Origin of the sequence: Pseudoselenomonas ruminantium, from assembly GCF_900142515.1 — a bacterium.
Lineage (GTDB): Bacteria > Bacillota > Negativicutes > Selenomonadales > Selenomonadaceae > Selenomonas_A > Selenomonas_A ruminantium_D.
The window spans coordinates 20,455-35,677 of sequence record NZ_FRBC01000018.1 but is presented as its reverse complement, the minus strand read 5'-3'; the positions used below and the strand labels follow the sequence as shown (position 1 = coordinate 35,677).

Annotated in this window: 17 protein-coding genes; 13 read left to right on the top strand and 4 right to left on the bottom strand. The window is 48.8% G+C overall.

What is annotated here, in order from left to right; genetic code table 11:
• Nucleotides 1-231 precede the first annotated feature (231 nt).
• Nucleotides 232-1,002 carry a response regulator gene (locus BUB68_RS09575; RefSeq protein ID WP_178139505.1) on the bottom strand — a complete coding sequence of 257 codons (771 nt, stop codon included), beginning with the start codon at nt 1,000-1,002 and terminating at the stop codon, nt 232-234.
• Nucleotides 1,003-1,312: 310 nt separating this feature from the next.
• Between BUB68_RS09575 and BUB68_RS09570 the strand changes: the two genes are divergently transcribed.
• Both BUB68_RS09570 and BUB68_RS09565 read left to right on the top strand, forming a co-directional pair.
• Entirely contained in the window at nt 1,313-1,708 is a 396-nt protein-coding gene (locus BUB68_RS09570) for an RrF2 family transcriptional regulator (protein WP_073090623.1), read from the top strand.
• Between the two features lie 845 nt (nt 1,709-2,553).
• Complete coding sequence (locus tag BUB68_RS09565; protein WP_073090620.1) at nt 2,554-3,924, top strand: replication initiation protein; 1,371 nt, start codon at nt 2,554-2,556, stop codon at nt 3,922-3,924.
• Between the two features lie 57 nt (nt 3,925-3,981).
• Here the strand turns inward: BUB68_RS09565 and BUB68_RS09560 are convergent, their stop codons facing one another.
• Entirely contained in the window at nt 3,982-5,283 is a 1,302-nt protein-coding gene (locus BUB68_RS09560) for a histidine-type phosphatase (protein WP_073090617.1), read from the bottom strand.
• Nucleotides 5,284-5,529: 246 nt separating this feature from the next.
• On the opposite strand from BUB68_RS09560, the gene BUB68_RS09555 reads away from it, so the two are divergent.
• The 5 genes from BUB68_RS09555 (at nt 5,530) to BUB68_RS15630 (ending at nt 9,660) form a co-directional block, all read left to right on the top strand.
• Nucleotides 5,530-6,537, top strand: coding sequence for an ROK family protein (locus BUB68_RS09555; RefSeq protein ID WP_073090614.1), 1,008 nt, complete (start codon nt 5,530-5,532; stop codon nt 6,535-6,537).
• A complete protein-coding gene (locus tag BUB68_RS09550) occupies nt 6,534-7,709 on the top strand; it encodes an MFS transporter (RefSeq protein ID WP_081371948.1) in 1,176 nt (391 codons plus the stop codon). Before BUB68_RS09555 ends, BUB68_RS09550 begins: the two co-directional genes overlap by 4 nt.
• Before the next feature lie 14 nt (nt 7,710-7,723).
• Nucleotides 7,724-8,593, top strand: a complete 870-nt coding sequence (locus tag BUB68_RS09545; protein ID WP_073090611.1) for a histidinol-phosphatase HisJ family protein — start codon at nt 7,724-7,726, stop codon at nt 8,591-8,593.
• A 17-nt stretch (nt 8,594-8,610) separates the two neighbouring features.
• Nucleotides 8,611-9,447: a Cof-type HAD-IIB family hydrolase gene (locus tag BUB68_RS09540; protein ID WP_073090608.1), complete on the top strand. Its 837-nt coding sequence runs from the start codon at nt 8,611-8,613 to the stop codon at nt 9,445-9,447.
• An 84-nt stretch (nt 9,448-9,531) separates the two neighbouring features.
• Complete coding sequence (locus BUB68_RS15630; protein ID WP_256625858.1) at nt 9,532-9,660, top strand: hypothetical protein; 129 nt, start codon at nt 9,532-9,534, stop codon at nt 9,658-9,660.
• Nucleotides 9,661-9,839: 179 nt separating this feature from the next.
• On the opposite strand, the gene BUB68_RS09535 is transcribed toward BUB68_RS15630, so the two are convergent.
• Nucleotides 9,840-10,358: a phosphatase PAP2 family protein gene (locus BUB68_RS09535; RefSeq protein ID WP_073090605.1), complete on the bottom strand. Its 519-nt coding sequence runs from the start codon at nt 10,356-10,358 to the stop codon at nt 9,840-9,842.
• Between the two features lie 171 nt (nt 10,359-10,529).
• Nucleotides 10,530-11,903, bottom strand: coding sequence for a DUF389 domain-containing protein (locus BUB68_RS09530; RefSeq protein ID WP_073090602.1), 1,374 nt, complete (start codon nt 11,901-11,903; stop codon nt 10,530-10,532).
• 220 nt (nt 11,904-12,123) lie between these two features.
• Here BUB68_RS09530 and BUB68_RS09525 point away from each other — a divergent pair, with 220 nt between their 5' ends.
• The 6 genes from BUB68_RS09525 (at nt 12,124) to BUB68_RS09500 (ending at nt 15,189) form a co-directional block, all read left to right on the top strand.
• Entirely contained in the window at nt 12,124-12,303 is a 180-nt protein-coding gene (locus BUB68_RS09525; RefSeq protein ID WP_073090599.1) for a MerR family transcriptional regulator, read from the top strand.
• 26 nt (nt 12,304-12,329) lie between these two features.
• The gene (locus tag BUB68_RS09520; RefSeq protein WP_073090596.1) at nt 12,330-12,539 is read left to right on the top strand and encodes a hypothetical protein; all 210 of its coding nucleotides are present in this window, start codon (nt 12,330-12,332) and stop codon (nt 12,537-12,539) included.
• Nucleotides 12,540-12,612: 73 nt separating this feature from the next.
• Nucleotides 12,613-12,825, top strand: coding sequence for a MoaF N-terminal domain-containing protein (locus tag BUB68_RS09515; protein WP_073090593.1), 213 nt, complete (start codon nt 12,613-12,615; stop codon nt 12,823-12,825).
• A 118-nt stretch (nt 12,826-12,943) separates the two neighbouring features.
• Nucleotides 12,944-13,576, top strand: a complete 633-nt coding sequence (locus BUB68_RS09510; RefSeq protein WP_081371947.1) for a helix-turn-helix transcriptional regulator — start codon at nt 12,944-12,946, stop codon at nt 13,574-13,576.
• A 71-nt stretch (nt 13,577-13,647) separates the two neighbouring features.
• Nucleotides 13,648-14,037: a RidA family protein gene (locus tag BUB68_RS09505; protein WP_014431124.1), complete on the top strand. Its 390-nt coding sequence runs from the start codon at nt 13,648-13,650 to the stop codon at nt 14,035-14,037.
• A gap of 57 nt (nt 14,038-14,094) precedes the next feature.
• Nucleotides 14,095-15,189, top strand: a complete 1,095-nt coding sequence (locus BUB68_RS09500; RefSeq protein WP_073090590.1) for a threonine synthase — start codon at nt 14,095-14,097, stop codon at nt 15,187-15,189.
• Nucleotides 15,190-15,223 lie beyond the last annotated feature (34 nt).

Genomic DNA, 15,223 nt, shown 5'->3' with positions numbered 1-15,223 from the left:
GTTCATCCTTTCTTGCCCTGATTGATACGCGTTTTCCTGTTTTCACTCAATCCTATCTTATCACGAGCAGAAGGCGTCATTCAACGCTTCTACATTCAAAAAGCTCCAGGATGTCTTAAACAAGCCTGGAGCTTTTTGCCAATAAAAACAGTATAGACGATATTCCTTCGTAATCATATATTTCTGCAGCTTTCATCATTTCCAATATGGGAAAAATCCTCCCTGTGACAATCAGATCTTGCGTTCTATATAATCAAGCAATTGTTCCCTGGTATTGGATTTGAGGAAGTATCCCCTGGGTTTCAGTTCCATGACCCGTTCCACATTTTCTTTGCCTGCCACACCAGTCAGAAAAACGACAGACGTATTCTTGAAATTCTCATTCTGTTTGAGCATCCGGAATACCTGTGGCCCATCCATAACCGGCATCTCATAATCCAGGAGAATCAAATCCACTGGATTTTGCCGTAGGAATTTAATGACCTGCGTCCCTTCAGTAACCACAAAGGTACTGTATTCATCCTTCAGCCACTCACGCACCATTTTGGCATAGACAGGATCATCATCGACAATCAGGATCCGCTTGGAATGGCTGTTTGTATGCCTCTTCACCACCAGTTCCAATTCATCCATTTTAAGCGGGCGATTGAGCCATTCATACTCACCAGCCTGAGGAACCTGCATCATAACATCGGCATAGTCGCTGTTTTCGCCCAGTAATACCATCTCTCCGTCTTTCTTGGCAACCATTTCAATAATCCGTCGCAAAGACGCCATATTTTCTTCATCTGCTGCGATATTTTTAGGAAGATAAACCAGAAACAACGGACGTGCCATGACTTTTTCACTAACCTTGGCAAAATCCCCCATGAGTAAATCAACACTATACCTTAAGTCAAGCAGCTTCCGCTCAATGCTCTTCACAATAACACTATATTGATACATGACAATAACAATATTTCTGTTGCACCCTTTCATCTTCCGTATTGTACTATCACTCATCTCAAATTCTCCTATCTCTAAAATATTCACTGGACGCAAACCATATCCTTGTATGTTCCCAGTTGATCTTCCCATCTGCTTACTCGCATAATTCGACAAATCACAACCATATCCTGCCGAGCCCCAATATGCCATAGGAAATTTTCCAACGCCACAAAAAGGATTGTTTCCAGATCTTGCCCTTGCAAGCATACAGTCTCAATTGATACGACTCAATTGAAAACTGTTTTCCTCATAAACTTGCAAGCCTATTCACCTTGCAGTATAATAGGCAGACATAGTAAGATATCACATGAATGGAGCTGATTGCATGATTTCTACCCGTGGACGCTATGCTTTGCGCGTTATGCTGGATTTAGCCGAAAACGAAAAAGGAAAATATATCCCACTGAAAGATATTGCGGCTCGTCAGGAACTCTCCAAGAAATATCTGGAGATCATCGTCAAAGACCTGGTAAAAGGAGGCCTGTTGATCGGTGCCAGCGGCAAAGGTGGCGGTTACAAGCTCTGCCGGCGCCCGGAAGAATATACCCTCGGTGAGATTATCGAACAAATGGAAGGCAAACAGGCCTCTGTCGCCTGTCTGGCCAGCCAGGACAATGAATGCCCCCGTAAATCTTTTTGTAAAACACTTCCACTCTGGACCGAATATAACAATCTGGTCCACGATTTCTTCTACAGTAAAAAATTAAGCGACCTGCTCTAAATATGGCTATTGCCACATCTTAAAAAAAGCCTTTTAGCACAAAAAGACCTGATTTTTTCCCTGAAATCAGGTCTTTTCTTCGTAAAAACCATTATAGTGGGTACTTTTGTCGGTAAAACCTCATTTTACAAAAGGAAAACTTTATCACATAATAGTTATCAACAGGGTGTGGATAACTTATTCCCTTTGTTTTCAAGGATTTGTCTGATTTATCCACAAGGTTTTGTGGGTAAATCAGACAAATTTCCCCACTACAAATGAATAACCGACAAATCATACCACCATAAAAAAATTTCGCCCTTTTTCCCCTCAATTTTTACCGACAAATCATACCACCACAACGCATTTTCCGACATTTCCCCCCACCATAAAAAATGCTCGCCAACCTTGTCACATCAACATTTGAAAGCCATCGCTTTCGTTTACAAAAGTTATCCACCGACATTTTCCCCCACCATAACCGACAAAAGTCCCCACGACAAACTAAAAAATACCGACAAATCATACCACCACAACGGTAAATAATGCGGGAACCCCCTAGAGCCACAAGACTTCCCGCATTGTTCCGACAAATCATACCACCACAAAAATCTTTCCGACATTTTCCCCCACCATAAAGGCTTGCCCACGAATCGAACAAGTGACTTCAGCCCTTGATATTACTGGCCTGGAGCTACTTCCGACAAATCATACCACCACAACGCCCCCTATATATATTATTATATATTTATTTTATATAGAATATATAAGCATACTATTTATCGTAGAAAAAGTATATTGCTAAATTCTACCGCAAATAGTATAATAATAACAATGATCGGCATACTCGGAAAGGATATGTATTTATGTCAGCCAAAATGAGCTTCATCGCATCACAGCCAACTGAATATTTGTATCAAAACTTAGAATTTGATACACCCACAAAATTTGCTAATGAACTAATGTTTGCCAAGCACTCACTACGAGAAAATGAGATGAAAATATGGCTTCTGACAGTAGCCTCTTTAGCTAAAGAAAAAAGCCTGAACCATGATGTCTTCTATGAATATAACATCTCAGTCCTCGCAGATAAACTCAATATCAACAAGGACAAAGGCTGGCGAAACATCATCCGCGAAGCAATCGATCGTGTTTCCGATAAAAGTCTGAAAATTGTCAAACGCTATTCAAGTGAAGAAGACAAACATAACTGGTTAAAAATACCACTATACAATTCGGTTGAATACAATGATTTCAACGACACCGTTTCTGTTTCCATCAATCAGAAAATGCTTCCTTATCTGCAGGATTTCACTGAAAAATTCACTGAAGTAGATATTGATGAAATGCTCGCAATCCGTGGGATAACACAACTAAAAGTATTCATGGTCGTCAAAGAGCTCATCTCAGAAGGAACTTATACCATCAGCATTGAACGATTCAAGGAACGTTTGAATATGTCTACATCTTCATATGCCAACTTCCGGGACTTTCAACGTGATGTACTGAAGAAAGCAGAGCAACAAATACGCAAGAATACCTCACTTAAGCAATTCCATTTCACCCATGATGGCAGAGGGCGCAGAGCTGCCCAAAACATTACCATCCATTTGACTGACACAGATATCAAGACTTTAGCAGCACCTAGGAAAATACTGACCACAGAGGATAAAATCGCCAATCTGGATTCCGAACAATTACGTCTGTTTGATGAATTTTCATCCTTTGGGATAAAACCGGAATCTACCTGCCTGGAAATCATCACCAATTATAAACTAGATGTTCTGAAGAGCAACCTCGCCTACTATAAAGACCAATTGAAGAAGCGCAAACCTGGACAGGAACCTTTGAGTGCAGGATATCTGATTACCTGTGTAAAAAAGGATTATGCCAAATCCCGACGCAAAACTTGGTTGCGTAAGGCCGATACAAATGGCAGCGTGGAAACTGAGCTGCAAAAAACGGATATGCAGTTGGAGGATGTCTACAAGACTTGCAAGAACAATGCTGGTATGCTGATCAAAAAAGGGAAAATGAAAAAGCTGCTGGAAATCTTCGATGCAGCAGCTTTATCCATGGAAAACATGGCTAGCAATATGGGCATTCCTTATAATGTAGAAGAAGCCAGAATAAAGATTCAAAAGCGGGACCTGCGTAACAGGGATACCATGTTATTCCGGGAACATCTGGCCCAACGCCTGATGTCAGGATATATTACCATGGACAATATGATGTAAGAATGAAAAATAAGCTATGGGAAGCGTATAACGCTGCCATAGCTTATTTTTTGCCATTCAGGCTGCCTTAGGCTCGGTTTTATCCTGCGGCAGGTTGTTGTAAGCATCAATGGCTTGCTGGAAGCGGGCCTGTACATCCTGTAAGCGATACAAGCCGTCCTTGTTGGCCTGTAAGCCTTTGAGTTTCAGGGGGAAGACTTCCGGTGGGTTATCCATCGTCAGAGCCGTACGGTCACGGAGTTGGTCTGTGCTCTGGTAGACAAGGCTGAAAGCAGCATAATCTTTGCCGGCAAATTTTTCGATAACCAGCTTGGAACCAATGGGGGTCTTTTTTTCGATACTGTTGGGAAGATCATATTCTTCTACATCGAGAGCAGCCAATACACTGGCAATGTTGGAATCATGACCGCAGAGGAACGTGAATTTGCGTCCCGGGGTGTTCAATTCCTTGTTCATTTCTGCCAGCAGTGGGTGGGCCACATTCACGGCCACGCTGGGGGCCGTGAAGAGAACATCCCCATATACGTCTTTGACTTTGGCAATCTGTTCCCATTCCTGCTGAGAAAGCTTGTGGCCAAAGCCGGCTTTGGTCGTATCCATTTCCTCATAGTACTGCAGGATGAATGCATCACTGGCGGAGTTGGCCAGTTTCAAGGAACCTTTCATCGCTGGTTCTTTGTTTACCTCCAGCATGATCTGTAAATCGTCATGGCGGAACCTGGTGAAACCGTCTTTTTTAGCCAGCGGAGAATCTTTCAGATCCAGTGTCTTTTCCAGCACTCGGTATTCAGTGGCCAGTTTGTCGTTGATTCCTTGTAGTCCTTTTGTTCCACCCATGGCATTGATTTCTTTCATAGCTTGTTGGCGGAAAGCGTCGCTGACAAAAGTCAGCTGAGGATTGAAAACCGGGTCCATCTTGCTGGGGGCATATTTGTGTTCGATGGTGACATTGGCTACTGGCAGCATGCCGCTGGAGAAATATTGGGCTGTAGCAATGGTGCGTTGCATGGAATTGGCATAGAAGCGGACTTCGCCTTCTTTCGGCAGGTAGTTTTCCGTAATCAGGCCATCCTGTACCAATCGTTGACGGAAATACTGCCCCATCATGGTCTCAAGCTGGCCGCCGCGCAGGGAAAGCTCGCTGGGGCCGGATGTCCATTTGAACCAGGTGTGGGGGGGAAGATTTCCCAGAGCAGAACCATTGCCAGACAGTGGCGAACGGATATTGTGGCGGCTCAGAACCACCATTTCTTTCAACTGATAGTCCTCTTGGAAAGCAGCGGGGCGCTCCGCCTGTACCGCACTGGAAAGTGTGACCAGGGAAAGGCAGATAGCGGCGGCCAATTTCTTTAAGTTCATGGCAAATCTTCCTAAAATAGATATTGATTTTTCTTACAATATCATTATAGGTGAGTAATCAAGATGAAACAATCTGAAGTCTTATAAAAATATCCTTAAAAATGAAGTTATGCTTGAATACTAAGGTAATTTTTGCGGGACGAAGCTGGTAAGGATCAAGCAGGTTAGATCCTGGTTGTTGACAAGGCAGTCGAAATTTTATATCATATGTTTATAAAGTTATTATATAAACTTGATGGAGTAAGTATGAACAAAAAAGATGTGCGCAAGCATAACTTGCAAAAAGTACGGCAGGCACTGCGGTCACTCAGGCAGGCGACCAAGCCGCAACTGGCGGAAAGTACCGGGCTCAGTGTCATGACGGTGAACACCTTGGTGAAAATATTGCAGGAGCAAGGCGAAGTGGAGCTGCTGGAGGCGTTCCTGCCCTCGGCCTCGGAGGACGGAGGTCGGCCAGCCCGGCAGTACCGGTATCTGGCCGACAGGCTGCTGGCCCTTACGCTTTGTTTCTATGAGGAAGATGGCACGAATCGGCTGGAAGTGAATGTCGAGAATCTTTTCGGCGATTCCGTTTTTTCCGAGAGGCTTGCCTGTCCGGATGTATCCTTGGATTTTCTGTTGGCCAGGATCCGGCAGTATCAGGCGCAGTATCCGCGGCTGGCGCTGGTGATGATGGGACTTCCAGGCGTGGAAGTGGATGGTGCAATGGCTGTTGTCGACTACCCGGCGCTGAAAGGCGTGCGGTTGCGGGAACAGCTGGAAGCCTCCACAGGGCTGCCCATTCGTCTGGTCAACGATATAAACGCGGCTGTATCGGGGTATGGCATGACCCTGGGAGAGACCTCCCGGCAGGAAACCGTGGTCGGTATCTATTGGCCACGGAATTATCCGCCGGGGGCAGGCATATTGCTGAATGGCAAGCTCTACAAAGGGCGAGACGGCCTGGCGGGGGAAATATCCTGCTTGTTTGACCGCGGTTTGTATCAGCCCAGGGAATTATCTGCGGCGCAGGTGGCGGAAAAAATCGTTCATTTTGTCCGCTTCTGGAATCCCCATCGCATGGTCTTGTATTTGGAGGACATAGCACCAGACAGGGAGGCAGAAATCCGGCAGATATGTGCCGCTTCTCTGCCGGAACGCTTTATGCCGGAGATTGTTCTGGGCAGGCCGCTGCGGGAAGATTATCGGCGCGGCATCCATGCCCTGGCGGGGAATTTCTTGGAAAATCTGAGTAGGATAGGAGATGTTTTATGAGTCAGGATAAGGATAGGTTAAAGGCCAAGGAGCGGTATGCAGCGGGGAAGATGCGGCAGCATTCCACCAGAGCCTTGTTTTTCATCGGCGGTTTCGGGGCAGCCTCCTGGGCGCCATTGGTGCCGCTCTTGCGGGAAAGGCTGGCTATCGGCGAGGATGTGCTGGGCATGCTGCTCCTGTGCATCGGCATCGGCTCGCTTTTGACTATGCCTTTGTCCGGGGCAGCCGCCGTGCGTTTCGGTTGCCGGAAAACGCTGACAGTGGCTGCCACGGTCTTTGCCCTGCTTTTGTTGGTTTTGTGTCAGGTAGACAATATGGTTCTGGCGGCGGTTTCTTTGCTGGTCTTCGGCGCGATGATGGGCTGTATTGATGTGGTCATCAATATTCAGGCGGTGCTCGTGGAAAAAGCGGCCAAGCGCCGCCTGATGTCCGGCATGCATGCTCTTTGGAGTGTCGGCGGCTTTATCGGCGCCGGGCTATTTGGTATCTGGGTGGGCACGTTGGGACTGACACCGTTGATTTCCACCTGCATTGCCGTGGGGATAATGTTGCTCACGCTGGCCTTTTTTGCCTGTCATCTGCTGCCCTTTGGCGGCGAGAGCGGCGGAGCCATGGTGGCGATCCCCCGGGGAATCGTGGCCTTTGTGGGCGTGGTGGCCTGCATTGCTTTCCTGGTGGAAGGGGCAATCATGGATTGGAGCGGTGTTTTCCTCACCACGGTCAGGAATTTTGACTTGTCTCTGGCGGGCACAGGCTTCACGGTTTTTTCGGCAGCCATGCTCATCATGCGGCTGCTAGGGGATGTTACCGTGCAGCGGCTGGGGCAGAAACCCGTGGTGGTAGGTGGCAGCCTGCTGGCTTTACTGGGTTTCCTGCTGGTGATCTTTGCGCCCGGTTCGCTGCTCTTATACACAGGCTTCTTTGCCATTGGTATCGGCAGTGCCAATATCGTGCCGGTGTTCTTTTCTTTGCTGGGCAAGCAGAAGGATATGCCCATCAGCATGGCGGTGCCGGCGGTAAGCACTCTGGGGTATCTGGGCATCCTTATGGGGCCGGCGGCTATCGGCTTTCTGGCTCATCAGACCAGCCTCTATGCGGCCTTTGGCCTGCTGGCGGCTTTGGTGGCATCGCAGGCTGCTATCGCGGCTTATGTCTATAAGAAAGTATTGTAGAGGGGGATTTTCTTATGTGGGCAGATTATCATGTGCATACGGAGTTCAGTGACGATTCCCATGAACCGATGGAGGAACAGGCCAAAAAAGCCGTTTCGCTGGGCTTGCAGGAAATGTGTTTCACCGACCATGTGGATTATGGCATCAAGAAGGATTGGGATGAGGGGAATATCGAGTACCGTGGCGGCGATGGCATCGGTCTGGCGGCAGATGAATTGCAGCCTTTGGCCAATGTGGATTATCCTCAATACTTTGCGAAATTCAGCCGGGTCAAGGCCGAGTTTGCGAAGGAAATCGCTTTACGCTGCGGCTTGGAGTTTGGCGTGCAGGTTGGCACTATCCCGAAATATGAGGCGTTGTTTGCGGAATACGCAGACAAGCTGGACTTTGTGCTGCTGTCCATCCATCAGGTGGAGAACAAGGAATTCTGGAATCAGGAATTCCAGCAGGGCCGCAGCCAGCAGGAGTATAATGAGCGGTACTATCAGGAAATGTATGATGTGATGAAAAATTTCAAGCATTATGCGGTGCTGTCGCATCTGAACCTCATCAGCCGTTATGACAAGCAGGGAAAGTATCCTTTTGCCGCAGTCCGGGATATGGTAGCGGAAATCCTGAAGCTGGCCATTGCCGACGGCAAGGGCATTGAACTCAACACATCCTCCTGGCATTATGGTCTTGATGACACCATGCCTTCTCGCGATATTTTGCGGCTCTACAAGGATTTGGGCGGCAGGATCATCACGATTGGTTCCGATGCCCATTCCACAACGTATCTGGCCGACCACATGGAAGATGCCCAGGCTATCCTGCGGGATGAGATTGGCATGCAGGAAGTCTACACGTTCAAAAATATGGAGCCTTTTGGGCATAAATTGTTGTAAAAATTGGAGTGGATATCATGAGCAAGATTATTTTCATTGATGTGGATGGTACGCTGGTGGATTATGACAATGTTTTGCCGGAATCGGCGGTGGAGGCTATCCGTCAGGCCAGAGCCAATGGGCATAAGGTTTATATCAGCACAGGGCGCAGCCGGGCAGAGGTCTATCAGGAGATTTGGGACATCGGCCTTGATGGCATGATTGGCGGCAATGGCAGCTATGTGGAGGATAACGGGCAGGTGGTCATGCATCAGCTGCTTACGCCGGAGCAGAGCCGCCGCATTGTGGACTGGCTCCATGAACGCAAGCTGGAATTCTACATCGAAAGCAACAATGGCCTCTTTGCCAGCGAGAACTTTGAGACCAGAGGCGAACCGGTCATGCAGGAATACTCGGCCCGCAAGGGGCAGGACAATGCTGCGAAGATGACCGTCCGGCAGGCATTCCCGGAAATGATTTTCGGCGGAGAGCTTTACCGTGATGATCTGAACAAGGTCAGCTTTATCCTCGAAAGCTATGAAGACTTTCTAGCGGCGAAGGAAGCCTTCCCGGATTTACAGGCAGGCACCTGGGGCGGCGTCGGGGAAACGGCCCTGTTCGGTGATTTAGGTGTCAAAGGCATCACCAAGGCCCATGCCATTGATGAGCTGCTGAAGCATATCGGCGGCAGGATTGAGGACACCATCGCTTTTGGTGATGCCAGGATTGATATCCCCATGTTTGAATACTGTGCCATAGGGGTGGCCATGGGCAATGGCGGCGAGGAAATCAAGGCTATGGCCGATTTCGTGACGGATGCCGTGGCCGATGATGGCCTGGCCCATGCTTTCCAGCGATTGGGGCTGATTGGATGAAAAAGTATCGCGTTTATCAGGTGGATTCCTTTACCAAGCAGAAATTTTCCGGCAATCCGGCCGGGGGGGCCGGAAGCAGATGGCTTGACCGAAATGCAGATGCAGCAGCTGGCCCGGAAACTGAACAATTCGGAAACGGCCTTTATCTTTGCGGGGGGATTGCCCTGTGGCCATTGCTTCGGCGGGTCATCCCAAGGTGATGGTGGGGATTAAGGAGCATAGTGGAAAAGGAAGGACAGAAGCCAACCAAAATCCAGATTTTCGGGCAGGCTGTGATTGTCTTTGCTGCGGAAATCGAAATGTGACTCCTGCTATTCAGGAATAGGGGCAGGATTAAACACCAAGGAGGCGTCATCAGTTGATGACGCCTCCTTGGTGTTCTTGGAATGAGCTTAGTATTTGCTGATAAAGATGAATGTACGCAGACGCCAGACCAGGCTGCTGCCGGCCAAAGCCACGATTATGCCGGCCAATACATCCGTGGGGTAGTGGACGCCTGCATATAGCCGGGAAAAGGCCATGATGACGGCGAAAAACAGGAAAAAGAACCGTGGCCAACCCTTGCAGGTCCGCCAAAGGATAAAGGCTGCGGCAAAGGCACAGACCGTATGTCCGGAAGGGAAGGAAAAAGAATGGGGCGGCACCCCTAGGGGGGTGAGTTCCGGAATCTGCAAGAAAGGACGCGGGCGCATGACTAGATGCTTTATGCATTCGGCTATGCCGCCGCTGAGCAGCAAGGCGCTTAACGTCAGTATTCCCTGTTCACGGGTAGATTGGTGCAGGGCCATAATGACGGCGATTACCAGCCAGATGGCACCATAATGGCCGATATTGGTGATTAACATCAAAATAGGCGTCAGCAAATCCATACGGATATGTTCCTGAATGAAGAGGAGTATTGTTCCGTCCATAAGATACCTCGCATTGTTTACTGTGTCAGAAAGACATGTCCGCCTATTATAGTGCATTCGGGATAATTTTGTCAATGAGAAAAAGCACAGTGGCTTACAGGAAAGATCAAGGCAAGCACAAGTGGTACCGCCCCTTTGCGTGAAAGATAGCTATGCTTGAATTATAGCTGTTTACTTTGCTTCCGGTAGAATTTTCAGGATAAAGCTTACTGGAAGTTCGGCTTCGGCATTGAGCCATTTTTGCAAGCGGGCTTGTTCGTCTTCGTCAAGGGTAGCTTTGCAGGTAATGATGGCCAGAAAGCCCGTGTAGACGATCTGACCTTCCTTGTTTTCCGTGGCGATGGCGGCTCCTTCAATGCCGGCGAAGGCTGGGAACAGGATAGGGGCTTTTTCCCGTATGTTGGCCAGCAGCTCTTGGTCGGCCTCGAATCGCTGGTAGGCGGGGCTGTAACGCATGCTCAGTTCCTTGTATTTGCGTAAATCTTCCTGGGCCTTGGCAAGGCTGGCTCCGCCAGCGGCGTTCCACTGGGTGTTGATGAGGTTTTGGACATCCTCAGCGCGGACGGTGCCGGACAGATCGTTCTGAATGATATGCAGGTTCCAGTCTGCAAAATGGGAATAAGTCTGCAGCTTTTTTTCCAGTTCGGCCTGTTCTTCATCTGTAACCGTCCGGCCGATAAGAGTCAGATCCAGTTTTTTCTCCTGGGGAGTCAGATGGAAGGCAACGACCTGCGGGTTTCCCTGCTGGAAATTGCTTTCGATATAGGCTTTGACCTGAGCATGTTCCAGATTGTTGCGGATGCTCTGGTAGGCCATATACATGCTGGGCAGGATTATGAGCACGCCCAGCAGGGAGAGAAGCCAGCGCTGGCGGCGAAAAACCTGTTCGGAGACGTAGGTCTTGGCGGGAATTTTGATGAATTTCAGCACGATAAAGGTGGTCAGGCAGATGAAGAAACTGTTGATAAAGAAGAGATAGAGCGCGCCAAAGAAGAATTTTGGCGAATAGGTGGCCAGTCCATAGCCTGCCGTGCACAGGGGCGGCATCAGGGCGGTGGCGATAGCTACGCCGGGAATTACATTGCTCTTTTCGATGCGGGTGCTGCCGATGATGCCGGCCAGGCCGCCAAATATGGCGATAAGGACGTCCCAGATGGTTGGTTCCGTGCGGGCCAGTAGCTCCGTGGAGGCAGTGTCGATGGGGGAGAGGGTAAAATATACCGCCGAGGTCAGGACGGAGAGAATGACCTGAAATACGAGCTTCAGGAAGGATTCCCGGACATAGGCACTATCATAAGTAGCCATGCCATAGCCCAAGGACATGATTACGCCCATCAGCGGCGAGATCAGCATGGCGCCGATGATGACGGCGGTGCTGTTCATGTTCAGGCCGATAGAGGCAATGAAGATGGCAAGAATCAGGATGCACATGTTCGTGCCTTTGAGGGTGCCGCCGCTATGGATGCGTTCCGCGATTTCCTCCAAGGGGGCGCGGTCCTTTTCCAGGTCAAAGATATTGGCGGCGACGGTTTTGAGGGGATTCATAGGCAAACCTCCTTTGGTGAAAAAATGGAACATCCGTTTCTGCATAACTTCGTGATGGAGGAGAAAATTCCTGCTGTCAAATTGGCTGATTCAAAATAAAATAGCGGGCAATAATGGTAAATGAACTAACTAATCTGCATTGCAGGCTGAGAAGAAAAATGGATATAATAAGTCTATGAGGGAAATCAGCTGGTGCTGAAGCAAGGAAGGAGCTGAGGCTATGAACGGACATCTATTCAGGATCGGCGAGGTGGCGAAGGTTTTCCATATTCCGGTGAAAACCCTGCGCTTTTACAGCGAGATGGGGCTTTTGCCGCCGGCCTATGTCGATGAATCCTCTGGCTATCGTTATTATTCTGTGGAACAATTTGTACGCATCGATTTGGTCCGCAATTCCTGACTTCTGCCCGCAGGTCTGATGCCAGAGTGCAGCCGGCAGGCGTCTATGCCTGCATCATCTTTGATGATAATGTGCATCAAAAGGCAAAATACTATGCCATTCTGATGGCGTTCCTGCATGACAACGGCTATGAGCCCTGCGGGGATTTTATCGAGGAATGGATTATTCCCCGGCTGCAGGACGGCAGCGAATCCACGCTGATCAAATTGAAAATAAAGATTGCCAATCCGTCTTGACTCTTCTGTAAGGGGAGACAATATAATGGTGACAGCATAAGAAAGCCGGAGGTCACCAGAACAGGCTGCTGCCTTGCAGATTGAAGGGTATACCTTGGTTTCGCCGCGGAAGGGCATCTATCTGCTGGACTATATCGAAAGCCATGTAAAGGCGCTATCGGTTACCTTTGTCCTGGACATGAACCGCAGGATGGGGACGATTATGCGGGCGCAGCTGCCTGCCAGGGAGGAAGCGGATATTTCCCAGTTGGTACGGGCCAAGGAAAATATGACCATGGCAAGATAACGAATTTCCCTGTGGGTTTTTACGCTACCGAGTTGTAATGGGGAATATTTTATATAAAAAAATATATGTATTGACATAATATATAATTTTTTATATAATACATTACAAGAGGTGATGGATGATGAATCCGAAGCTAAAGTCCTATATCCCCGTTGCCGATATGATAGCCCGGACCTGGGGCGCTGAATGTGAGGTGGTTCTGCATGATGTGGCAGATCCGGAGCACAGTGTGGTATATGTGGTCAATGGCCATGTAACAGGCCGGGAGATTGGCCAGGGATTTGAGCACTTTGTCAAAAGTGCCCTGGAACAGGGCAATACAAATGAAGATTTTGTAGCCAATGATTTCTTCCGCAAGAAAGGCAAGCTGATTCGCACCTCGTCTGCGATGATTCGTGATGATGAGGGCAAGCTGATTGGTGCACTCTGCATCAATATCGACATGACGCGGATGTTGCAGCAGGCAGAATACATTCAGTCCTTCCTGCCTCAGGCTCAGGAAAAAACAGCGGTCAAGAAGGCTGTTTCCCCTGACCGGGTAGAAGATATGGTCTTTTCGCTGATTGATAATATCCTGGCCGACTGTGAGACAGCAGCCCTTTCCCGTGAGGAACGCATAGCCAAGATACGCTTTATGGACACACGGGGCATCTTCCAGCTGAAAGGCAGTATTGAGCAGGTGGCGGAGCGCCTGGGTGTAAATAAGGTTACGGTATACAGTTATTTGGATGAGGTTCGCGGTAAACGCTGAGCCTTATTTTATAAGATGAATGTATAAATTTTTATATAAATATAAAATATTATTTAAAAGGAGGAAATATCATGAGAAACGTTGAACCAGCAGGGGTAAAGGCTATGGGGCATTATATGCCGGGAATCGTTTCCGGGAACAATCTCTTTGTTTCGGGGCAGCTGCCCATTGATCCGCAAACGGGCAAAGTGATAACAGGTGGTGCGTATTTCCAGACAGAGCGTGCCCTGCAGAATATGGAAAAAGTGCTGATGGGAGCAGGTGTCAGCCGTGATCAGGTCGTGATGATGCATGTTTATGTGTCGGATATTGCTTATTGGGATGAGGTCAATGAAGCCTATGCCAAGTTTTTCGGCAGCCATAAGCCGACTCGAACGGTGGTACCTACCGGCAAGTTGCATCATGGCGCATTGGTGGAAGTGGAAGCCGTGGCCGAACTGCGGGAATGGGCCATCGACTGAAAACGAGGTTTGGCAGGATTTTGCGCAGGTTTTTATCGTTGAAGGGAGCGAGTCAGAATGAAATATGTATGCAGCAAATGCGGTCATGAAGAAGATGTTCAGACCTTGAAGATAAAATGCGATTGCGGCGGCTTGTGGAAGCTGGATTTTCAGCCGCCTAAGTTCAGCCGGGATTTGATTGACCAGGATACCTGGAGCATTTTCCGCTATCGGAAGTTTATGGCTTTGCCCGATGAAAGCTGGCGGCAGGTTTCTCTGGGCGAGGGGATGACCCCCATCGTTCCGTTGGATGAAGATGTGCTGGTGAAGATGGACTATTATATGCCCACCCTTTCCTTCAAGGACCGGGGGGCTGCCGTATTGGTGGCTTATATGAAATGGCTGGGGGTCAAACATGCCGTTCAGGATAGCAGCGGCAATGCCGGCAACAGCGTGGCGGCTTATGCTGGCCGCGTGGGCATAGATTGCGAAATCTTCGTTCCCGAGGGAACCTCCGATAAAAAGATCCGGATGATTGAGGCACATGGCGCCAAGGCAAATGTGGTTCCCGGTAATCGGGACCATTGTGCCGATGTCTGCCGGGCTAAGGTGGAAAATGAAGGCGTGTATTATGCCAACCATGTGTATAATCCCTTCTTCTACGAGGGAACCAAAACTTATATATACGAAACCTTTGAGCAGTTGGGCAGGATTCCGGAGCATATCTTCATCCCGCTGGGCAATGGCACCTTGTTCATCGGCGTCATGAAGGGGCTGGAGGAGCTGCTGGCCAGCGGAGCCATCGACCATTTCCCTCAGGTCGTGATTGTGCAGAGTGAACGCTGCCAGCCCTTTATCAAGGCCATGGAAAAAGGCGGTCATGACATTTCTCCGGAGCCGGTGGAACGCACGCAGGCAGAGGGAATCGCTATCGGCTTACCTATGCGGAGCGCAGAGATTCTGGACTATATTTACCGCTACAAGGTAAAGGCGGCCACCATTCCTGAGGACAAGATTCTCGCTGCCCGGGAAAAGCTGTCCCGCAGGGGCATATATGCAGAACATACCGCCGCTGCCGTATATGCTGGTTATTTACATTATTGCGAAGAACATGGACGTACCCGTGATGCCCTGATTTCCATGTGCGGAGCTGGGCTGAAGTCTGACCACTAAAGATAGTGAATGAAATCCCCTTAAGTGAGCACTT